19 protein-coding genes are annotated in these 20,121 nt (G+C 62.6%); 2 read left to right on the forward strand and 17 right to left on the reverse strand.

What is annotated here, in order from left to right; all coding sequences use genetic code 11:
- Positions 1–50 precede the first annotated feature (50 nt).
- Together ASC86_RS16495 and ftsZ are read left to right on the forward strand one after the other, a co-directional pair.
- Complete coding sequence (locus tag ASC86_RS16495; protein ID WP_056324254.1) at positions 51–1,115, forward strand: TraB/GumN family protein; 1,065 nt, start codon at positions 51–53, stop codon at positions 1,113–1,115.
- A 142-nt stretch (positions 1,116–1,257) separates the two neighbouring features.
- Positions 1,258–2,289 (forward strand): cell division protein FtsZ, encoded by a 1,032-nt coding sequence (gene ftsZ, locus ASC86_RS16500; protein WP_056323456.1) that lies wholly within the window; start codon positions 1,258–1,260, stop codon positions 2,287–2,289.
- Positions 2,290–2,378: 89 nt separating this feature from the next.
- On the opposite strand, the gene ASC86_RS16505 is transcribed toward ftsZ, so the two are convergent.
- The 17 genes from ASC86_RS16505 to sdhC form a co-directional block, all read right to left on the reverse strand.
- Positions 2,379–2,870 carry a GNAT family N-acetyltransferase gene (locus tag ASC86_RS16505; RefSeq protein ID WP_056323459.1) on the reverse strand — a complete coding sequence of 164 codons (492 nt, stop codon included), beginning with the start codon at positions 2,868–2,870 and terminating at the stop codon, positions 2,379–2,381.
- Between the two features lie 124 nt (positions 2,871–2,994).
- The gene (lpdA, locus tag ASC86_RS16510; RefSeq protein WP_056323462.1) at positions 2,995–4,401 is read right to left on the reverse strand and encodes a dihydrolipoyl dehydrogenase; all 1,407 of its coding nucleotides are present in this window, start codon (positions 4,399–4,401) and stop codon (positions 2,995–2,997) included.
- A gap of 21 nt (positions 4,402–4,422) precedes the next feature.
- A complete protein-coding gene (locus ASC86_RS16515; RefSeq protein ID WP_056324257.1) occupies positions 4,423–5,175 on the reverse strand; it encodes an SDR family oxidoreductase in 753 nt (250 codons plus the stop codon).
- Positions 5,172–5,660, reverse strand: a complete 489-nt coding sequence (locus ASC86_RS16520; protein ID WP_056323464.1) for a hypothetical protein — start codon at positions 5,658–5,660, stop codon at positions 5,172–5,174. Before ASC86_RS16520 ends, ASC86_RS16515 begins: the two co-directional genes overlap by 4 nt.
- Before the next feature lie 2 nt (positions 5,661–5,662).
- Positions 5,663–6,304, reverse strand: a complete 642-nt coding sequence (locus ASC86_RS16525) for a LysE family translocator (RefSeq protein WP_056323467.1) — start codon at positions 6,302–6,304, stop codon at positions 5,663–5,665.
- A gap of 36 nt (positions 6,305–6,340) precedes the next feature.
- Complete coding sequence (locus tag ASC86_RS16530; RefSeq protein WP_056323470.1) at positions 6,341–6,754, reverse strand: MAPEG family protein; 414 nt, start codon at positions 6,752–6,754, stop codon at positions 6,341–6,343.
- A 12-nt stretch (positions 6,755–6,766) separates the two neighbouring features.
- Positions 6,767–7,984 carry a 2-oxoglutarate dehydrogenase complex dihydrolipoyllysine-residue succinyltransferase gene (gene odhB / locus ASC86_RS16535; protein ID WP_056323472.1) on the reverse strand — a complete coding sequence of 406 codons (1,218 nt, stop codon included), beginning with the start codon at positions 7,982–7,984 and terminating at the stop codon, positions 6,767–6,769.
- Positions 7,985–8,042: 58 nt separating this feature from the next.
- Complete coding sequence (locus tag ASC86_RS16540; RefSeq protein ID WP_056323475.1) at positions 8,043–11,039, reverse strand: 2-oxoglutarate dehydrogenase E1 component; 2,997 nt, start codon at positions 11,037–11,039, stop codon at positions 8,043–8,045.
- Positions 11,040–11,186: 147 nt separating this feature from the next.
- Positions 11,187–12,089 carry a succinate--CoA ligase subunit alpha gene (gene sucD, locus ASC86_RS16545; protein WP_056323477.1) on the reverse strand — a complete coding sequence of 301 codons (903 nt, stop codon included), beginning with the start codon at positions 12,087–12,089 and terminating at the stop codon, positions 11,187–11,189.
- A gap of 17 nt (positions 12,090–12,106) precedes the next feature.
- Entirely contained in the window at positions 12,107–13,300 is a 1,194-nt protein-coding gene (gene sucC / locus ASC86_RS16550; RefSeq protein ID WP_056323480.1) for an ADP-forming succinate--CoA ligase subunit beta, read from the reverse strand.
- Positions 13,301–13,330: 30 nt separating this feature from the next.
- Positions 13,331–14,293 (reverse strand): malate dehydrogenase, encoded by a 963-nt coding sequence (mdh, locus tag ASC86_RS16555; RefSeq protein WP_056323482.1) that lies wholly within the window; start codon positions 14,291–14,293, stop codon positions 13,331–13,333.
- Between the two features lie 208 nt (positions 14,294–14,501).
- On the reverse strand, positions 14,502–15,650 hold the full coding sequence (gene zapE / locus ASC86_RS16560) for a cell division protein ZapE (RefSeq protein WP_056323485.1): 1,149 nt from the start codon (positions 15,648–15,650) through the stop codon (positions 14,502–14,504).
- Positions 15,651–15,709: 59 nt separating this feature from the next.
- A complete protein-coding gene (locus tag ASC86_RS16565; RefSeq protein WP_056323487.1) occupies positions 15,710–16,255 on the reverse strand; it encodes a protease inhibitor Inh/omp19 family protein in 546 nt (181 codons plus the stop codon).
- A gap of 324 nt (positions 16,256–16,579) precedes the next feature.
- Positions 16,580–17,359 (reverse strand): succinate dehydrogenase iron-sulfur subunit, encoded by a 780-nt coding sequence (locus ASC86_RS16570; RefSeq protein ID WP_056323491.1) that lies wholly within the window; start codon positions 17,357–17,359, stop codon positions 16,580–16,582.
- 12 nt (positions 17,360–17,371) lie between these two features.
- Complete coding sequence (gene sdhA / locus ASC86_RS16575) at positions 17,372–19,216, reverse strand: succinate dehydrogenase flavoprotein subunit (protein ID WP_056323494.1); 1,845 nt, start codon at positions 19,214–19,216, stop codon at positions 17,372–17,374.
- A 6-nt stretch (positions 19,217–19,222) separates the two neighbouring features.
- Positions 19,223–19,603, reverse strand: a complete 381-nt coding sequence (gene sdhD, locus ASC86_RS16580) for a succinate dehydrogenase, hydrophobic membrane anchor protein (protein ID WP_056323497.1) — start codon at positions 19,601–19,603, stop codon at positions 19,223–19,225.
- A 13-nt stretch (positions 19,604–19,616) separates the two neighbouring features.
- Entirely contained in the window at positions 19,617–20,009 is a 393-nt protein-coding gene (sdhC, locus tag ASC86_RS16585) for a succinate dehydrogenase, cytochrome b556 subunit (protein ID WP_056323500.1), read from the reverse strand.
- Positions 20,010–20,121 lie beyond the last annotated feature (112 nt).

Genomic DNA, 20,121 nt, shown 5'->3' on the forward strand with positions numbered 1-20,121 from the left:
GATAGGGTCGGCTTTTCTTTCGCAAGACGGGGCGAAGCATGCCGCATTTGATGATCTCCTCCGCACGCCGCATGGCCGCCTCTCTGGGCGATGCCGTCGTCGCGCTGGTCATGGCGCTGCATCTCACCTTTGCGCTCAGCCTGATTGCTGCGCTTCTCGCCATCTCGCAGGCCCGCGCCGAGGATGTCTCCTGCGGCGGGCGCAATCTTGTCGAGGACTGGCGCGCCAACGATCCGGCGCGATTGGCAGCGGTGGAGAAGGAAGCGGCCAAAATCCCGAACGGCAAGGGGCTTTTCTGGAAAATCGCGAAGGACGGCGCACCACCCTCCTATCTGCTCGGCACCATGCATGTGACCGATCCGCGCGTGCTGGCCATGCCGAAAGGTGCGCCGGAGGCGTATCAGGCGGCCGGAACGGTCATTGTCGAATCCGACGAGATCGTCGATGAGAAGAAGGCGGCGGCGGCCATCATGATGCGGCCGGACCTGACGATGTTTGCCGATGGCAAGACCATCGGCGATTTCCTCAAACCCGACGAGAAGCAGACGCTGGAGGCCGGGCTGAAGGCGCGCGGCATTCCGCTGGCGCTGGTTTCCAGGATGAAGCCGTGGATGATTGCGAGCTTCGTGGCATTGCCCGCCTGCGAAATGAGCCGCAAGGCCGCCGGCGCCTCCTTCCTCGACAAGCAGCTTGCCGAAGAGGCCCTGAAGACGGGCAAGACGCTGAAGGGGCTTGAAACCCTGACCGAGCAGTTGCAGGCCATGGACGCCCTGCCCGCGCAATTCCACGTGCAGGCGCTGGTCGAGACGTTGCGGCTTGGCGACACGGTGAAGGACGTGATGGAAACGACGACCGAACTCTATCTCAGCGGCGAGATCGGTATGGTGATGCCGGTCATGAAGGCCGTTTCCGAAGAAGAGGCCGGCAGCAGCGACGATGCCGATTTCGAACAGCGGATCATCACCGACCGCAACCACACCATGGCGACCCGCGCCCGGCCGATCCTCGAAAAGGGCAATGCCTTCATGGCGGTGGGCGCACTGCACCTGCCGGGCGACCAGGGCCTGGTCGAACTCCTGCGCAAGGACGGCTTCACCGTGACCGCGGTGAACTGAGGCCGCCCAAACGTCTCCGAAAAGATCCGGCCCTTGCATCCGTGCCGCCTCTCTGCCTTTTTGAGGATCTATTCTGCAAGGCGATACTGATTCGTTTGAACCGATCTGCTTCGCCGCAGCTTCATCCCGAGGGACACGACGCATGAATTTCAAGAAGCCCGACGTTTCGGAAATGAGACCGAAGATCACCGTCATCGGTGTTGGCGGCGGCGGCGGCAACGCCATCAACAACATGATTTCCGAAGGCCTGCAGGGCGCGGAATTCGTGGTGGCCAATACCGATGCGCAGGCGCTGACCATGTCGAAAGCGACCCGGCTGATACAGCTCGGCTCGCAGGTGACCGAGGGTCTCGGCGCCGGCTCGCTGCCGGACGTCGGCCGTGCCGCTGCGGAAGAATCGATCGACGAGATCATGGATCATCTCGGCGGCACCCATATGTGCTTCGTCACCGCCGGCATGGGCGGCGGCACCGGCACGGGTGCAGCCCCGGTGATCGCGCAGGCGGCGCGCAATGCCGGCATCCTGACGGTTGCCGTCGTCACCAAGCCCTTCAGCTTCGAAGGCAAGCGCCGCATGCAGACGGCCGAGGAAGGCATCGAGCGCCTGCGTGAGGCGGCCGATACCGTCATCGTCATCCCGAACCAGAACCTCTTCCGCATCGCCGATGCCAAGACCACCTTTGCCGATGCCTTCGTGATCGCCGACCGGGTGCTCTATTCCGGCGTCGGCTGCATCACCGACCTCATCGTCAAGGAAGGCCTGATCAACCTCGACTTCGCCGACGTGAAAACCGTCATGAAGGGCATGGGCCGCGCCATGATGGGCACGGGCGAAGCCTCCGGCGAAGGCCGTGCGCTGAAAGCTGCGGAAGCGGCGATCGCCAACCCGCTGCTCAGTGAAGTCTCGATGCGCGGTGCCAAGGGCGTGCTGATCTCGATTTCCGGCGGCATGGACATGACGCTGTTCGAAGTCGACGAGGCAGCGACGCGCATCCGCGAGGAAGTGTACGAGGAAGCCGACATCGTCGTCGGCTCGATCTTCGACCGCAATCTGGATGGCGTGTTCCGCGTTTCGGTCGTGGCGACCGGGCTTGATCCGAACGGTATCGGTGCGGCCACCGGGCCTGTCGATGCGCAGACGGCAGCTGCGCTGCAGACACGGACGCTGCAGTAAGCGGCGGGAGATTTTGAACGATGGAGGGCGCCGCGAGGCGCCCTTTGTTTTGGCAGGAGAGCTAGATCGCACGCCCAGCGAAAGCACCATTACCGGTCGGGCACCAAAAGATTCTTTTGTAGCCCTATTTTCTCAAGATAGATTTCAAGGATAGGGTCAAAAGCCGTTTCGCGAACATTCTGCTTGTATCCAAGGCGTTCATACAGCCCCAGAGCACGTTCATTGGCGGCAGCGACATGAATTCGCGCTGCGGGATAACCGCGGCTGAGAATCTCACGTTCGAGCGCCCTAACTAATGCTGATCCAACGCCTCGTCCCTCAAATTCGGGGGAAACCCAGATATCGCTAATGTAGTCGTCTTCATTTTCGCATGCACCAATGCCGGCTGCTCGCCCATCGACGATAGCAACTAATATCCTGGCCCCCATTTCACTGAGAAAAGGTATGAAAGGATTTTTGCTCTCGATTTTGGAAGAGGTCGCAGCAGGGACGAGCGGCCCGATACCCTTACTCCAGGCAGCCAACCCAATTTCAGCAAGGCTGTAGACGTCTTCGGGTATTGCATTTCGTATCTCGATCATGACGTACCTCTATGAAGAGTGGGCGTCACCGTAGCACTCACAACAAGAGTGCGCGGTGGACAACACGAGACCACGAAATCTTCGGACTGAGGGCGCCTCGTGAGGCGCCCTTGTGTATCCGCGATCACATATGGATCGGTTTGAAGAAGGTCGCGAGTGCGGCTTCCTTGACGGCTTCCGACATGGTCGGGTGTGCATGGCAGGTGCGGCCGAGGTCTTCGGAGGAACCGCCGAATTCCATCAGCACGGCGATCTCGTGGATCATCTCGCCGGCGCCGAACCCGACGATGTGGCCGCCGAGAACGCGGTCGGTTTCCTTGTCGGCGAGGATCTTCACGAAACCGTCGGTCTGCAGCATGGCGCGGGCGCGGCCGTTGGCGGTGAAGGGGAATTTGCCGACCTTGTAGGCGATGCCTGCAGCCTTCAGCTCCTCTTCCGTCTTGCCGACGGAGGCGACTTCCGGCTGGGTGTAGACGACGCCCGGAATGACATCGTAGTTCACGTGGCCGGCCTGTCCCGCGAGGATTTCGGCAAGAGCGACGCCCTCGTCTTCCGCCTTGTGGGCGAGCATCGGACCGCGCACGACGTCGCCGATCGCATAGATGCCATCGACATTGGTCTTGAAGTGGCCGTCGATTTCGACGCGGCCGCGGTTGTCGAGGGCAACGCCGGCTTCTTCAAGGCCGAGGTCGGCCGTGTAGGGCTTGCGGCCGGTGGCGATGAGGACGACGTCGGCTTCGAGCGTCTGGGCGTCGCCACCCTTGACCGGCTCATAGGTGACCTTGGCGCCGGAACCCGACTTTTCGACACCGGTGACCTTGGCGCCGAGCTTGAAATCGAAGCCCTGCTTGGCCAGCATACGCTGGAACTGCTTGGAGACTTCGCCGTCCATGCCGCCGAGGATGGTGTCGAGATATTCGACGACCGTGACCTTGGCGCCGAGGCGCTGCCAGACCGAGCCGAGTTCGAGGCCGATGACGCCCCCGCCGACGACGATCAGGGTCTGCGGAACCTTCTTCAGCGCGATGCCGCCGGTGGACGAGATGATGACCTCTTCGTCGATCTCGACCGGAACGCCCGGAATGCCCGCGACGTCGGAGCCGGTGGCGATGACGATGTTCTTGGTTTCGAGGACCTGCTCGGAACCGTCTTCAGCCTTCACCGCGACCTTGCCGGCCGAGACGACGCGGCCGGCGCCCTGGAAGCCGTCGATCTTGTTCTTCTTGAACAGGAAGGCGACGCCGTCGGTGTTGGATTTCACCGTCGCATCCTTGTGGGCCATCATCTTGTCGAGATTGAGCGTCGGGGCCGCGACTTCGACGCCGAGAACATCGATGCCGTGGGCGGTGTGGTGGAAGACTTCCGAGGCATGCAGCAGCGCCTTGGAGGGGATGCAGCCGATGTTCAGGCAGGTGCCGCCGTAGGTCGCACGCTTTTCGACCACGGCGACCTTCAGACCGAGCTGGGCTGCCTTGACGGCGCAGACATAACCGCCGGGACCGGAGCCGATTACGATGAGATCATAGGCCATGACATATCCTTCCTTGTGGGGCTAACGGCCGCCGCTGACATTGAGGATGGCACCCGTGACATAGGATGCCGAAGACGAAAGTAGGTAAAGAACCGCATCCGCGACCTCCTGCGCCTCGCCGGGCCGCTGCATCGGAATGCCGGGCGCCATGTCGCGGGCTCTGTTGGGCAAGCCGCCGGAGGCGTGGATTTCGGTATCGATGACGCCGGGACGCACGGCATTGACGCGGATGCCCTCGGTCGCGACTTCGCGGGCGAGGCCGACGGTGAAGGTATCGATCGCGCCCTTGGCGGCGGCATAATCGACATATTGGCCCGCGGAACCGAGAACGGCGGCCATGGAGGAGATATTGACGATCACACCGCCCTTGCCGCCCCGGCTTTTGGACATGCGGCGCACGGCCTCTCCGGCGCAGAGGATGGAGCCGGTGACATTGACGCGCAGCATACGGTCGATGCGGGCGAAATCCATCTCGTCGATGCGCTGCGGCGGGCCGACGATACCGGCATTGTTGACGAGGCCGTCGAGCCGGCCATAGGTGCTGTCGATGGTGGCGAACATCGCTTCGATATCGCTGGGTTCGGCGACATCGCCGGCAACCGCGATCGCCTCGCCGCCGGCCCTGACGATATCGGTAACGACGGCTTCAGCGGCGGCGGCATTGGCCGCATAATTCACGACCACGCGCCAACCAGCCGCGGCAGCGGAGCGGCAGATGGCGGCCCCGATGCCACGGCTGCCGCCGGTAACGAGAAGAACAGGCTTTTCCGTCATGCCGCGCATCCCTTGAAGGCAAAGACATCCCAGGGCGCGACAGTGAGCTTCTCCCCGATGGAGGAAGCTTTGACGGCGGGGCCGAAATCGGGGAGCAGCAACTGCTGCGCAGCCGCAGCCGTTTCAGCGGGCAGGAGGTCGATCTTGCCGGCAGACGAGACGGAATAAACCACACCCTGCCAGATCATGCAGGCGGCGAGGTCATCGCCGGTTATGTCGCCTTCCGGGCAATTGTGCATGACCATGCCATTGGCGCGCTCGGGATCGCCGGAGAGCATGACGAAGCCTTCAAGCTTCAGGTCGGTCTTGAGGACGATGACGTCGAAACGGTTGCTGGTCGTGGCGCTCTCGGCGCCGACCGGCGCAAAGCGCAGTTCGTAAGCGCCATTGGCATCGCCGTAGATCGCCCGGCTCTGCGGGCAATCGGCCGCCTGCGCGGCAAAGGGCGCAAGCGAACACAGCAATGCGGTGATAGCACGCTTCATCGTCAGACAGCCTTTTCCGTCGCAAGCTTCAGGCCAAGCGCGATGAAGACGAGGCCGCTGGCGCGGTCGATCCACTGGCTCATGCGCGAGAAGGCGGCCCGCATCTTCGGCGTCGTCATGAACAGGCTGACGCCGACGAACCAGAGGATGAGGCAGCTTGCCATGACGAGGCCATAACCGAACTTGACCGGGATCGGCGTATGCGCGGAAACCACCGTCGAGAAGATCGACAGGAAGAAGAACACCGCCTTCGGGTTCAACGCATTGGCGGCAAAGCCGAGGCCGAAGGCCTTGAATGCGGATTGTGCCTTGTGGGCGGCATCCGTGTCGCCGGTGAGTTCCGTCATATCGGTCTTGCCGGCGCGCAGCGCCTTGATGCCGATATAGATCAGGTAAGCGACACCGCACCATTTGACGATGTTGAAGAGGTAGATCGACTGGGAAATGATCAGGCCGAGACCCAGGATCGTATAGGTCACATGGAACATCAGCGACGTGCCGATGCCGAAGGAGGTGATGATCGCGGAGCGGCGGCCATGGATGAGCGACTGGCGCATGACCATGGCAAGGTCCGCACCGGGCGAGACGATAGCGAAAGCGAAGATCGCCATCAGCGAGGCGAGTTCGAAGAGATACGGGTGCATGCAGTTACTCCGTCCGGAAGCCCAGCCCGTCTTCTATCAAAAGATGAGCCGGGAAACCATGATCAGCAGACCGGCCAGCGAGCCGAGCCAGACCAGCGAGCGGATATAAGGCACGCCAGCAAGATAGAGCGGAATATAGACGAGGCGGCAGATAAACCACAGCCACGCCCCCACGAGACCCCATCCGCCGGGATCGCCCGTCATCGCCAGCCCCAGGGCGAGGCCGACAAAGGTGGGATAGGTTTCGCGGAAATTTCTCGACGCGCGTTCGGCGCGCCCGGCGATCTTGCCGGACGGCTCTTTGTGCTCGTCGCGCGGACCGGCATTCCAGGCCGATCCGAGTTCCTGCGTCGCCAATATGCCTTGAAGGCCGACATGGAAGACCAGCAGCACGACGCTCCATGCAAGAAGCGTCAGGAACGGCGAACCGGCCAGTGCTGCTGCATCCATGATCCGCTATCCTTAGAGATCGAGAACCAGGCGTTCCGGATCTTCCAGGCTTTCCTTGACGCGTACCAGGAAGGTCACGGCTTCCTTACCGTCGACCATACGGTGATCGTAGGAGAGCGCGAGATACATCATCGGACGGATGACGATCTGGCCGCCGACGACGACCGGACGCTCCTGGATCTTGTGCATGCCGAGAATGCCCGACTGCGGCGCGTTCAGGATCGGCGAGGACATCAGCGAACCGTAGACGCCCCCGTTGGAGATGGTGAAGGTGCCGCCCTGCATGTCGGCCATGGAGAGCGCGCCGTCACGGGCGAGCTTGCCGAGGCGGCCGATGTCCTTCTCGATTTCGGCGATCGACATCTGGTCGGCATCGCGCACCACCGGAACGACGAGGCCTTTGTCGGTGCCGACGGCGACGCCGATGTGGCAGAAGTTCTTGTAGATGATGTCGGTGCCGTCGATCTCGGCGTTGACGGCCGGGATTTCCTTCAGCGCGTGGGTGACGGCCTTGGTGAAGAAGCCCATGAAGCCGAGCTTCACGCCGTGCTTCTTCTCGAAAATGTCCTTGTAACGGTTGCGCAGCGCCATGACGGCCGACATGTCCACCTCGTTATAGGTGGTGAGCATGGCGGCGGTGTTCTGCGCGTCCTTGAGGCGACGGGCGATCGTCTGGCGAAGGCGGGTCATCTTGACGCGCTCTTCGCGCGGCGCGTCTTCGGCCGGCGACGGCGCACGGGCAACGGCCGGGGTTGCGGCAGGAGCGGAGACGCCCTTGGCGACAGCAGCGAGAACGTCGCCCTTCAGCACCTGACCACGCTTGCCGGAACCATCGACATCCGACGCCGACAGGTTGTTTTCAGCAAGCAGCTTGGCGGCGGCCGGTGCGGCCGGCATGGCGGCGGCGGCAGGTGCAGCAACCGGTGCCGGTGCGGCAGCGGCCGGTGCGGCCTTCTTCTCGGCAGCACCGGGAGCGGCGGCGGCAGCGCCGGCACCTTCGGCGATCTGGCCGAGCAGTGCGCCGAGGCCGACTGTTTCACCGGCATTGGCGACGATTTCGGAAAGCACGCCGGCAGCAGGGGCCGGAACTTCGATCGTCACCTTGTCGGTTTCGAGTTCGAGGATCGGCTCGTCGGCCTTGACGGTATCGCCGACCTTCTTGAACCAGGTACCGACGGTGGCCTCGCTGACGGATTCGCCCAGGGTGGGCACGCGGATTTCTGTAGCCATGATTTTAAAAGTCCGTTCTTCAGGTATCGGTTTCGATTATGGGAGCGCTGGGAGGCTATCAGCCTCCCAGCGCGTCTTCCAGGAAGGCCGCAAGCTGGGCGAGGTGCTTCGACATCAGGCCGGTTGCCGGAGAGGCAGCCGCCGGACGGCCGGTGTAGCGAACCCGCTGGTACTTGGCGTCGATATGGGCGAGCACCCACTCCAGGTACGGATCGATGAACGACCACGCGCCCATGTTCTTCGGCTCTTCCTGGCACCAGACCATCTCGGCGTTGCGGAAGCGCGACAGCTCGTTGATGAGCGCCTTGGCCGGGAACGGATAGAGCTGTTCAACGCGCAGCAGGTAGATGTCGTCGATGCCGCGCTTTTCGCGCTCTTCGAGCAGGTCGTAATAGACCTTGCCGGTGCAGAGCACGACGCGGCGGATCTTGGCATCCTTCTGCAGCTTGATCGGACCGTCCTTGATGACTTCGGCATCGTCCCACAGCAGGCGGTGGAACGAGCTTTCGCCGGCCATTTCCGACAGCGAGGAGACAGCGCGCTTGTGGCGCAGCAGCGACTTCGGCGTCATCATGATCAGCGGCTTGCGGAAGTCGCGTTTCATCTGACGGCGCAGGATGTGGAAGTAGTTCGCCGGCGTGGTGACGTTGGCGACCTGCATGTTGTCTTCGGCGCACATCTGCAGATAGCGCTCGAGACGGGCCGACGAGTGTTCCGGGCCCTGGCCTTCGTAGCCGTGCGGCAGCAGGCAGACGAGGCCGGACATGCGCAGCCACTTGCGCTCGCCGGACGAGATGAACTGGTCGAACACGACCTGCGCACCGTTGGCGAAGTCGCCGAACTGGGCTTCCCAGAGGGTCAGCGCATTCGGGCGGGCCAGCGAATAGCCGTATTCGAAGCCGAGCACGGCCTCTTCCGAGAGCATCGAGTTGATGACTTCGTAGCGGGCCTGGGTCGGCGAGAGGTTGGCGAGCGGGATGTAGCGCTCTTCGGTCTCCTGATCGTAGAGAACCGAATGGCGCTGCGAGAAGGTGCCGCGTTCGCAATCCTGACCGGACAGACGGATCTTGTTGCCTTCGACGCAGAGCGTGCCGAAAGCCAGCGCTTCCGCCATCGCCCAGTCGATGCCTTCGCCCGTCTGGATCATGTTGGCGCGGTTGTCCATGAAGCGCTGGATCGTCTTGTGGACGTTGAAACCTTCCGGCACTTCCGAGAGCTTGCGGCCGACTTCCTTCAGGGTTTTCATCGGCACGGAGGTCTTGCCGCGGCGCTGTTCGTCCTGATTGTCGGCGGTGCGCAGACCAGACCATGCGCCATCCAGCCAGTCGGCCTTGTTGGGCTTGTAGGACTGGCCAGCCTCGAATTCCTGTTCCAGATGGTTGCGCCAATCGGCCTTCATCTTTTCCAGTTCGCCTTCGGAGATCAGGCCTTCGGCGATCAGGCGGGCGCCATAGAGCTGCACGACCGTCTTGTGGCCGCGGATGACCTTGTACATCTTCGGCTGGGTGAAGGACGGCTCGTCGCCTTCGTTATGGCCGAAGCGGCGGTAGCAGAACATGTCGATCACGACCGGCTTGTGGAACTTCATGCGGAATTCGGTGGCGATCTTGGCGGCGTAGGTGACCGCTTCCGGATCGTCGCCGTTCACGTGGAAGATCGGCGCCTCGATCATCTTGGCGACGTCGGACGGATAGGGCGACGAACGCGAGAAGGCCGGATTGGTGGTGAAGCCGATCTGGTTGTTGATGATGAAATGCACCGTGCCGGCAACGCGGTGGCCGCGCAGGCCCGAAAGGCCGAGGATTTCAGCCGTGACGCCCTGGCCGGCAAAGGCGGCATCGCCGTGGAGAAGCAGCGGCATGACCTGCGCGCGCTCCGACAGCGGAATGACGTCGCCCTCGAACACCTTCGCCATCTGGTCCTGCTTGGCGCGGGCCTTGCCCATGACGACAGGGTTGACGATTTCGAGGTGCGACGGGTTTGCCGTCAACGACAGGTGAACCTTGTTGCCGTCGAATTCGCGGTCGGAGGAAGCGCCGAGATGGTACTTCACGTCGCCCGAACCTTCGACGTCGTCGGGGGCGTAGGAGCCGCCCTTGAACTCATGGAACACGGCGCGGTGCGGCTTGCCCATGACGTTGGTCAAGACGTTCAGACGGCCGCGGTGGGCCATGCCGAGGATGACTTCCTTCAGGCCTTCCTGGCCGCCGCGCTTGATAATCTGCTCGAGCGCCGGGATCAGCGATTCGCCGCCGTCGAGGCCGAAGCGCTTGGTGCCCTTGTACTTGACGTCGATGAACTGCTCGAAGCCTTCGGCCTCGATCAGCTTCGACAGGATGGCCTTCTTGCCTTCGGCGGTGAAGGCGACGCCCTTGTCCGGGCCTTCGATGCGTTCCTGAATCCAGCCTTTGATCTCCGGGTCGGAGATGTGCATGAACTCGACGCCGAGGGTGGAGCAGTAGGTGCGCTCCAGAATCTCGATCATTTCGCGCACGGTCGCATATTCGAGGCCGAGCACGTTATCGAGGAAGATCTTGCGGTCCATGTCCTCCGGGCCGAAGCCGTAATTGGAGGGCGAAAGCTCATGGTAGTCGTCGACCGGGGCGGCGATCGCCAGCGGGTCGAGCTTGGCATGCAGGTGGCCGCGGGCGCGGTAGGCGCGGATCAGCATGATCGCGCGGACCGAATCGCGGGTCGCCTGCTGGATGTCGGCGGGGGCGGCGGCAACGCCGGTGGCGGCGGCCTGCTCCTCGGCTTTCGCCTTCACCTTCTTTTCGATAACCTTCTCGACCGTGCCCCAGTCGCCGTCGAGAGCGGAAACCAGCTCCGTGCGCTCGGTCACGGGCCAGTTCGGCTTCTTCCAGGAGGCGCCCTTGGCGGCCTTGACCACATCGCCCGGCTCGTCCTGCAGCGCCTTGAAGAAGGACTGCCATTCGCCGGAAACCGACGACGGGTCGTTTTCATAGCGCGCATAAAGCTGTTCGATATAGCTGGCATTCGCTCCGTCGAGGAACGAGGTCAGCAGGAATTGTTCGTTGGCCTCTTGCCTTGCCATTGTGTGCCGCGGACCTGTCCGTCCGCCTCCTGACTGGTTGGCGTCGCCCGGTCCGTCCGGGCGATCGTGCGCGTAAAGCGCGAGCATCCGATGCTGAAAGGGTGCGAGGAAGGCGAAACCGGAGTTCCGCCTCCCGCAATGTCGGTCTTAGCCCTTAAGGACTTCGACGAGGGTCTTGCCGAGGCGTGCCGGGGACGGCGACACCTTGATGCCGGCGGCTTCCATGGCAGAGATCTTCGATTCCGCATCGCCCTTGCCGCCGGAAACGACAGCGCCGGCGTGGCCCATGGTGCGGCCCTTCGGTGCCGTGCGGCCCGCGATGAAGCCGGCCATCGGCTTCTTGCGGCCCTTCCTGGCTTCGTCGATCAGGAACTGGGCTGCATCTTCTTCAGCCGAGCCGCCGATTTCGCCGATCATGATGATCGAGGTCGTGGCTTCGTCGGCGAGGAACATCTCGAGCACGTCGATGAACTCGGTGCCCTTGACCGGGTCGCCGCCGATGCCGACAGCGGTGGTCTGGCCGAGGCCTTCGTTCGAGGTCTGGAACACGGCTTCATAGGTGAGCGTACCCGAACGCGAAACGATGCCGACCGAGCCCTTGCGGAAGATCGAGCCCGGCATGATGCCGATCTTGCATTCTTCCGGGGTCAGGATGCCGGGGCAGTTCGGACCCAGCAGGCGCGACTTGGAGCGGTCGAGGCGAGCCTTGACGCGCACCATGTCCATGACCGGGATGCCTTCGGTGATGCAGGTGATGAACGGGATTTCCGCATCGATCGCCTCGATGATCGCATCCGCGGCACCGGCCGGCGGAACGTAGATCACGGATGCGTCGGCGCCGGTCTTTTCACGGCCTTCGGCAACCGAAGCGAAGATCGGCAGGCTTTCGCCCTTGGAGCCGGTCCAGGTTTCGCCGCCCTTCTTCGGGTGGATACCGCCGACCATCTGCGTGCCGTAGTAGGCCAGCGCCTGTTCGGTGTGGAAAGTACCGGTCTTGCCGGTCAGGCCCTGAACCAGGACCTTGGTGTTCTTGTTGACGAGAATCGACATAAGTTCAGGTCCTTCAATTAGCCGTTGATCGCAGCGACGATCTTCTTGGCAGCGTCGTCCAGATCGTCGGCGGCGGTGATCGCCAGACCCGATTCGTTCAGGATCTTCTTGCCAAGCTCGACATTCGTGCCTTCGAGACGAACGACCAGCGGAACCTTGAGGCCGACTTCCTGCACGGCGGCGACAACGCCTTCAGCGATGACGTCGCACTTCATGATGCCGCCGAAGATGTTGACGAGGATGCCCTCGACCTTCGGATCGGCGGTGATGATCTTGAAGGCTGCCGCGACCTTGTCCTTGCCGGCGCCACCGCCGACGTCGCAGAAGTTCGCCGGCTCCTTGCCGTACAGCTTGATGATGTCCATGGTCGCCATGGCAAGGCCGGCACCGTTGACCATGCAGCCGATGTTGCCGTCGAGAGCCACGTAAGCGAGGTCCCACTTGGAGGCTTCGATTTCCTTGGCGTCTTCTTCGGTCTCGTCGCGCAGCGCCTTTACGTCGTCGTGGCGGAACAGGGCGTTGCCGTCGAAGGAAACCTTGGCGTCGAGAACGCGCAGGTGGCCGTCCTTCATGACGATCAGCGGGTTGATTTCGAGAAGGGCCATGTCCTTCTCGCTGAAGGCCTTGTAGAGGACCGGGAACAGCGACTTGGCATCTTCAGCGGCGGCACCCGAAAGCTCGAGCGCCTTGGAGATCTTGGCGACATCGTCAGCCGTGACGCCCGTTTCCGGATCGATGGCGATGGTGTGGATTTTCTCCGGCGTGTCGTGGGCGACAGCCTCGATGTCCATGCCGCCTTCGGTCGAGACGACGAAGGCCACGCGGCCGACCGAGCGATCGACCAGCAGCGAGCAGTAAAGCTCGCGGTCGATATCGGCGCCGTCTTCGATGTAGAGGCGGTTGACCTGCTTGCCGGCTTCGCCGGTCTGGGCCGTCACCAGCGTATTGCCGAGCATGTCCTTGGCATGGGCGAGGACTTCGTCGATCGACTTGGCAAGGCGAACGCCGCCCTTGGCATCGGGGCCGAGTTCCTTGAACTTGCCTTTGCCGCGGCCGCCGGCATGGATCTGGCTCTTGACCACGTAAAGCGGGCCGGGGAGCGAGCGGGCAGCAGCTTCGGCTTCCTCGACCTTGAGGATCGGCACACCCTTGGCGACCGGGGCGCCGAAGGTCTTCAGCAGAGCCTTGGCCTGATATTCATGAATGTTCATGGGAAAATGTCCTGTTTAGCCTGAAGGCGATTACTTGAGGCTCGGAGCGATGGCGACGCAGGCTTCGCACAGACCGGCAACGGCTGCGACCGACTTGTCGAAGGCTTCCTGTTCGGCCTTGTTGAACTCGACTTCGATAACGCGCTCGACACCGCCGGCACCGATGATGGTGGGCACGCCGACATACATATCCTTGACGCCGTACTGGCCGGTGAGGTGTGCGGCGACCGGCAGAACGCGCTTCTTGTCCTTGAGGAAGGATTCAGCCATCTCGATCGCCGAAGCGGCCGGAGCGTAGTAGGCCGAGCCGGTCTTGAGCAGACCGACGATTTCGGCGCCGCCGTCACGGGTGCGCTGGATGATTTCTTCGAGGCGTTCCTTGGTGACCCAGCCCATCTTGACGAGATCGGTCAGCGGAATGCCGCCAACGGTCGAGTAGCGGGCGAGCGGCACCATGGTATCGCCATGGCCGCCGAGAACGAAGGCCGTGACGTCCTGAACCGAAACATTGAATTCCTGGGACAGGAACAGGCGGAAGCGGGCCGAGTCGAGCACGCCGGCCATGCCGACGACCATGTTCTTCGGCAGGCCGGAGAACTTCTGCAGCGCCCAGACCATCGCGTCGAGCGGGTTGGTGATGCAGATGACAAAGGCGTTCGGGGCATACTTCTTGATGCCGGCGCCGACCTGTTCCATGACCTTGAGGTTGATGCCGAGCAGGTCGTCGCGGCTCATGCCCGGCTTGCGGGCGACGCCGGCGGTGACGATGCAGACGTCTGCGCCTTCAATGGCGGAATAGTCGCTGGCGCCGGTGAGGTTGGCGTTGAAACCCTCGACCGGGGAGGACTGGGCAATATCGAGGCCCTTGCCCTGTGGAATGCCGTCGGCAATGTCGAAGAGGACGATGTCGCCCAACTCCTTGAGGCCGGCGAGATGCGCCAGCGTGCCACCAATCATTCCAGAACCAATGAGTGCGATCTTGTTGCGCGCCATGAAAGTGCTTCCTTTGCGATCCAAATCTGACAAGGCCTGAAACGAGGGCTCCGCCTTTTAGACGTGCGAGCGCCAAACCTTACGCGGCAAGGACTTAAGACGCATTGCCTAAAATATCAACCAATACTTTTGAGTAGAACGATTTCAATCGGTTAGATCATAAAATTCTTACGTAAACGTAAGAATTTCTGTCGCAGTTCCGTCAAAATCAAGCGGCATCGGCATCGTTGCGCCGCGCATATTCTTCGCTTTGCATCTCGATCAGGCGCGAAACGGTGCGGTCGAACTCGAAACCTTCGGTGCCTTTTCTGGCGGTCAGCAGTTCGGACGGAGCGGATGCCGCCGAGGCGAAAAAGCGGGCGCCCTGATCGTAGATCGTATCGACGAGCAGTATGAAGCGCTTAGTCTCGTTGCGCCGCTCCGGCCCGAGATGGGGGATGTGATCGACGAAGATGACGCTGTAGTGATGCAGGATCGCGAGATAGTCGGCCGCGGCAAGCGGTTTCTCGCAGAGGTCGGAAAAGCTGAAGCGGGCGCAGTCGCCGGCGGCGCGCGGGACGGGAATGGTGCGGCCCTTGTGGTGGATTTCGGCAGGCGCGACGACAAGCCCCGCGGTCGCCTGCTTCCACGACCGGTCCATCACCGCATCGGCCTCTGGCCCCAGCGGCTCGGACCAGACGGGCAGGCCCGAGGTCTTCAGCATGCGGTAATCGGTCTCGGTATCGAGCGGCACGATCTCGGCATGGGCGCGCAGGAGGTCGATGAAGGGCAGGAAAAGGCCGCGATTAAGGCCATCCCGGTAGAGGTTCGACGGCTCGACATTCGAGGTCGCGACCAGCACGCAGCCGCGGGAAAAAAGCTCACCGAACAGGCGCGACAGGATCATCGCATCGGCAATGTCGGTGACGGTGAACTCGTCGAAGCAGAGCAGCCGCGCCTCGGCGAAGATGGCAGACGCGACCGGGGGAATCGGATCGGCCTGCTTCGTCTCGCCGTTTTTCAGTTTCTGGCGATGCTGGAAGATGCGCTCGTGGACATCGGCCATGAATTCGTGGAAATGGGCGCGTCGCTTGCGTTTGATCGGTACCGTCTCAAAGAACAGGTCCATCAGCATGGTCTTGCCGCGCCCGACGCCGCCATACAGATAAAGCCCCTTGACGGGTGAGTGATCCTGCCGGCGGGCGGCAAACAGCCAGCCGAGCGCGCTCGACTTGCGCTCGCCGCGGCTTGATGCAAGATCGCTTGCCAGGCGGTCGAGCCGGCGGGCGATCGTCATCTGGACGGGATCGCTGCGCATGTCGCCCGATGCGACAAGGGCTTCCAGTTTACGGGAAATGCAGTCTTCGGAATTCGGCACGGATGGCCCCTCGCCCCTCAGGCGACAAAAAAGCCCGGCGGTTGCGCCGGGCTCGGAACTTAGCGGCTGAGGCTGACCGGCTGGCCGCCATTGGTAGAGCCGTCGAAACGGGCGTCGGCGCTCTTGTAGAGCCGGGCCAGCGGATTGCCGTTACGGTCCTTCAGGATGACCTGCTTGCCGGCCACTTCCCAGGAGCCCATCTGGGTCAACTCACCGGCGCAGCCGCGCGTGCCGCCCCGCGAGCCGCTGCCGAGATTGGTGAGCGTCAGGAACATATCGCAGGAGGCGCCGCCATTGCTGACGCGCCAGTTGCCGACCATGGATTCCTTGGTGACATCAAGCGCGTTGGCCGCCGCACCGGTATCGGTGGTGCCCGGAACCGGGCCGTTGACGCCGGCCGTGTTGCTGACCGGTGCCGCGGGGAACTGCGATGTGTTGCCCGAGGCCGTCGGGTCAGGCAGCTGGCTCGACGAGACGCCGCCCACAGGCTGGGCCGTCACGGGAGCCGGCTGTGGCGCGGTGTTGAAATCGCTCATGGACGTCCGCTGACATCCCGTCAGCGCCAGCGCCACTGCCAGACCTGCTGCCGCATGGATTACCCGCATGTCGTAACTCCCGATTACCGCTGATTGCGCGCTTGCCAAAGCGCGTCGCGATCTTTCAGATCGCTCCTCGCTCTGGTGTCTTGTTCCACCGCATGTCGCTACCGCAAAACCGCTCTTACACTTTTGCGCAACATGCGCCAGCAATATAGGCGCCATTAACTTAAAACTACCTTTTCAATCAAGCCTAGGCATGAATCTTTGCCTCGATGTGGCGCGATTGAAACGATTCCGCGACGATATCCGGGCAGAACAGTCCTGCAACCGCCGGATACGACAACGCCGGGACAAGCCCGGCGCCGTTTATCGTTTCGAGGGCAAGGCGGCTTACACCCGGCGCTCGACCATCATCTTCTTGATTTCGCCGATCGCCTTGGCCGGGTTGAGACCCTTGGGGCAAGTCTGCGCGCAGTTCATGATCGTGTGGCAGCGATAGAGGCGGAAGGGGTCCTCGAGGTTGTCGAGACGTTCGCCCTTGGCTTCGTCGCGGCTGTCGATCAGCCAGCGATAGGCCTGCAGCAGCACGGCCGGGCCGAGATAACGGTCGCCGTTCCACCAATAGCTCGGACAGGAGGTCGAGCAGCAGGCGCACAGGATGCACTCGTAGAGGCCGTCGAGCTTCTGACGATCCTCATGGCTCTGCTTCCATTCCTTGGCCGGCGGCGGCGACACGGTCTTGAGCCAGGGCTCGATCGACCGGTGCTGGGCGTAGAAATGGGTAAGGTCCGGCACCAGGTCCTTGACGACGGGCATGTGCGGCAGCGGATAGATCTTCACCGCACCCTTGATCTCGTCCATGCCCTTGGTGCAGGCGAGCGTGTTGGTGCCGTCGATGTTCATGGCGCAGGAGCCGCAGATGCCTTCGCGACAGGAGCGGCGCAGCGTCAGTGTCGGGTCGATCTTGTTCTTGATGTAGAGCAGCGCATCGAGAACCATCGGGCCGCAATCGTCGACATCGATGTAGAAGGTATCGATCGACGGGTTCTTGCCGTCATCCGGGCTCCAGCGATAGACGCGGAACTCGCGGGTGTTGGTGGCCCCGGCCGGCTTCGGCCAGACCTTGCCTTCGGTGACCTGCGAGTTTTTGGGGAGAGCGAGTTCAACCATGTCCAGTTCTCCTTAGTACACGCGTGCCTTCGGCTCGATCTTGTGCGGATCGATGCCATCGGCAATCAGGTCGGTGTGAACCGGTCGGTAATCGAGGCGGACATCGCCGGCTTCGTTCACCCAGGCCAGCGTGTGCTTGCGCCAGTTGACGTCGTCGCGGCCGGCAAACGGGCCGCTGGTATAATCTTCGCGGGCGTGGGAGCCGCGGCTTTCCTTGCGGGCCTCGGCGCCGTAGACCGTGGTGATGGCGTTGGCCATCAGGTTTTCCAGCTCCAGCGTTTCGACGAGGTCGGAGTTCCAGATCATCGAGCGGTCGGTGACCTTGATGTCCGGCAATTCCTTCCAGATCGCCGACAGGCGCTGGCAACCGCTTTCGAGCGATTCCTGGGTGCGGAACACGGCGGCGTCTTCCTGCATGGCGCGCTGCATCTTTTCACGCAGCACCGCCGTCGGCGTGCCGCCGTTGGCAAAGCGCAGGCGATCGAAGCGATCCATGATCTTGTCGCAGGCCTTCTCGTTGATCGCCGGCACGGCGGACGTGCGGTCGATGACCTCGGCGGCGCGGATCGCAGCCGCCCGGCCGAAGACCACGAGGTCGATCAGCGAGTTGGAGCCGAGGCGGTTTGCGCCGTGCACCGAGGCGCAGCCGGCTTCACCGACGGCCATCAGGCCGGGGATGACACGCTCAGGATTGGAGCTGTCGGCATTCAGCACTTCGCCCCAGTAGTTCGTCGGAATGCCGCCCATGTTGTAGTGAACGGTCGGCAGGACCGGGATCGGCTCGCGCGTCACATCGACGCCGGCGAAAATCTTGGCGCTCTCGGAAATGCCCGGCAGGCGCTCGTGCAGCACGGCCGGGTCGAGATGGTCGAGATGCAGGAAGATGTGGTCCTTGTTCTTGCCGACGCCGCGGCCTTCGCGGATTTCCATCGTCATGCAGCGCGAGACGACGTCGCGCGAGGCGAGGTCCTTGGCCGACGGCGCGTAACGCTCCATGAAGCGCTCGCCTTCGGAATTGACGAGATAGCCGCCTTCGCCGCGCGCACCTTCGGTGATGAGACAGCCGGCGCCGTAGATGCCGGTCGGGTGGAACTGGACGAATTCCATATCCTGCAGCGGCAGGCCGGCGCGGGCGATCATGCCGCCGCCGTCACCGGTGCAGGTGTGGGCCGAGGTCGCCGAGAAATAGGCGCGGCCGTAACCGCCGGTCGCCAGCACCACCATCTTGGCGGCGAAGCGATGGATCGTGCCGTCATCGAGGTTCCAGGCGACGACGCCGGTGCAGCGGCTGCCGTCGTCCGACATGATCAGGTCGAGCGCGAAATACTCGATGAAGAACTCGGCATTGTGGCGCAGCGACTGGCCGTAAAGCGTATGCAGGATGGCGTGGCCGGTGCGGTCGGCGGCAGCGCAGGTGCGCTGCACCGGCGGGCCTTCGCCGTAATTCTGCATATGGCCGCCGAACGGGCGCTGGTAGATCTTGCCTTCCGCATTGCGCGAGAAGGGCACGCCGTAGTGCTCCAGCTCATAGACCGCCTTGGGCGCTTCCATGGCGAGATACTGCATGGCATCGACGTCGCCCAGCCAGTCGGAGCCCTTGACGGTGTCGTAGAGATGCCACTGCCAGCAATCCGGCGTCATGTTCCTGAGTGACGCCGCGATGCCGCCCTGCGCTGCGACCGTGTGGGAGCGCGTCGGGAAGACCTTGGTGATGCAGGCGGTGCGGAAACCCTGCTCGGCCATACCGAGCGTGGCACGCAGGCCGGCGCCACCGGCGCCGACGACGATCACGTCATAGGAATGGTCGACATATGTATAGGCTTTGCCGCCGGCGGCAGGTGAAGTGGTGGGTGCCATTTTGAATTACCCTGCAAACGCGATCTTCAGGAGGGCGAAAAGACAGAGCCCGCCGACCGCGATCGCAAAAAACGTGTTGAGCATGAGAAGAGCGAGCTTGGAGCCTTCGCCATGCACGTAGTCTTCGATGATGACCTGCATGCCGAGCCGCATGTGGATGACGCCCGACAGCACCACCAGCCCCATGATGACCGCGACGAAAGGATTGGAAAGCGCCGCGACGAGTTCCTGATGGGTGGACGTCGTATGGGTCAGCACGAAGAAGATGAAGAAGATGATCAGCGGCACATTGGCGACCGCCGTGACGCGCTGGCGCCAGAAGTGATCCGTGCCTTCCTTGGCAGAGCCGAGGCCGCGGACTTTTCCGAGAGGTGTACGCATATCCATGAAACGATCTCCCTCAGCGAACCGCGTAGCCGACGATCCAGATCAGCAGCGTCACCACCACCGAGCCGATTGCATTGGCGATCGCCATCTTCGTCGCCAGATTTTTCTCGTAGGCATGGCCCATATCCCAGAGGAAATGGCGGATGCCGCCGAAGAGGTGATGCACCAGCGCCCAGGTATAGCCGAACAGCACCAGCCGGCCGAGGAGCGAGCCGAACACGGCGCTGACCCAATCGTAATAGGCCGGGCCGCTGGCCGCGGCGATCAGCCACCAGGCAACCAGGATCGTGCCGAAATAGAGCGCGCCGCCGGTGATACGGTGGACGATCGACATGACCATGGTGGGGATAGGCTTGTAGATTTGAAGATGCGGCGACAAAGGCCGACTTTTGGTGACATCCGTCATCGGAACCTCATGGGAACAGCCGGCTCAAAAGCCCAGAAAACTAGACTATTTTCATCCGGTATTGCACGGAGTTGTGTGCAATTCAGTTAGCCGACCTTTAATCACCATAAGT

This window comes from Rhizobium sp. Root1212, assembly GCF_001424985.1.
Classification (GTDB): domain Bacteria; phylum Pseudomonadota; class Alphaproteobacteria; order Rhizobiales; family Rhizobiaceae; genus Pararhizobium.

Coding starts and splice junctions, on each gene's coding strand:
- sdhC (WP_056323500.1), bottom strand. CDS start 20,009: ATGACGGATGTCACCAAAAGTCGGCCTTTGTCGCCGCATCTTCAAATC.
- ASC86_RS16505 (WP_056323459.1), bottom strand. CDS start 2,870: ATGATCGAGATACGAAATGCAATACCCGAAGACGTCTACAGCCTTGCT.
- ASC86_RS16570 (WP_056323491.1), bottom strand. CDS start 17,359: ATGGTTGAACTCGCTCTCCCCAAAAACTCGCAGGTCACCGAAGGCAAG.
- ASC86_RS16520 (WP_056323464.1), bottom strand. CDS start 5,660: ATGAAGCGTGCTATCACCGCATTGCTGTGTTCGCTTGCGCCCTTTGCC.
- odhB (WP_056323472.1), bottom strand. CDS start 7,984: ATGGCTACAGAAATCCGCGTGCCCACCCTGGGCGAATCCGTCAGCGAG.
- sdhA (WP_056323494.1), bottom strand. CDS start 19,216: ATGGCACCCACCACTTCACCTGCCGCCGGCGGCAAAGCCTATACATAT.
- ftsZ (WP_056323456.1), top strand. CDS start 1,258: ATGAATTTCAAGAAGCCCGACGTTTCGGAAATGAGACCGAAGATCACC.
- sucC (WP_056323480.1), bottom strand. CDS start 13,300: ATGAACATTCATGAATATCAGGCCAAGGCTCTGCTGAAGACCTTCGGC.
- ASC86_RS16565 (WP_056323487.1), bottom strand. CDS start 16,255: ATGCGGGTAATCCATGCGGCAGCAGGTCTGGCAGTGGCGCTGGCGCTG.
- mdh (WP_056323482.1), bottom strand. CDS start 14,293: ATGGCGCGCAACAAGATCGCACTCATTGGTTCTGGAATGATTGGTGGC.
- ASC86_RS16495 (WP_056324254.1), top strand. CDS start 51: ATGATCTCCTCCGCACGCCGCATGGCCGCCTCTCTGGGCGATGCCGTC.
- sucD (WP_056323477.1), bottom strand. CDS start 12,089: ATGTCGATTCTCGTCAACAAGAACACCAAGGTCCTGGTTCAGGGCCTG.
- ASC86_RS16515 (WP_056324257.1), bottom strand. CDS start 5,175: ATGACGGAAAAGCCTGTTCTTCTCGTTACCGGCGGCAGCCGTGGCATC.
- ASC86_RS16530 (WP_056323470.1), bottom strand. CDS start 6,754: ATGGATGCAGCAGCACTGGCCGGTTCGCCGTTCCTGACGCTTCTTGCA.
- ASC86_RS16540 (WP_056323475.1), bottom strand. CDS start 11,039: ATGGCAAGGCAAGAGGCCAACGAACAATTCCTGCTGACCTCGTTCCTC.
- ASC86_RS16525 (WP_056323467.1), bottom strand. CDS start 6,304: ATGCACCCGTATCTCTTCGAACTCGCCTCGCTGATGGCGATCTTCGCT.
- sdhD (WP_056323497.1), bottom strand. CDS start 19,603: ATGGATATGCGTACACCTCTCGGAAAAGTCCGCGGCCTCGGCTCTGCC.
- lpdA (WP_056323462.1), bottom strand. CDS start 4,401: ATGGCCTATGATCTCATCGTAATCGGCTCCGGTCCCGGCGGTTATGTC.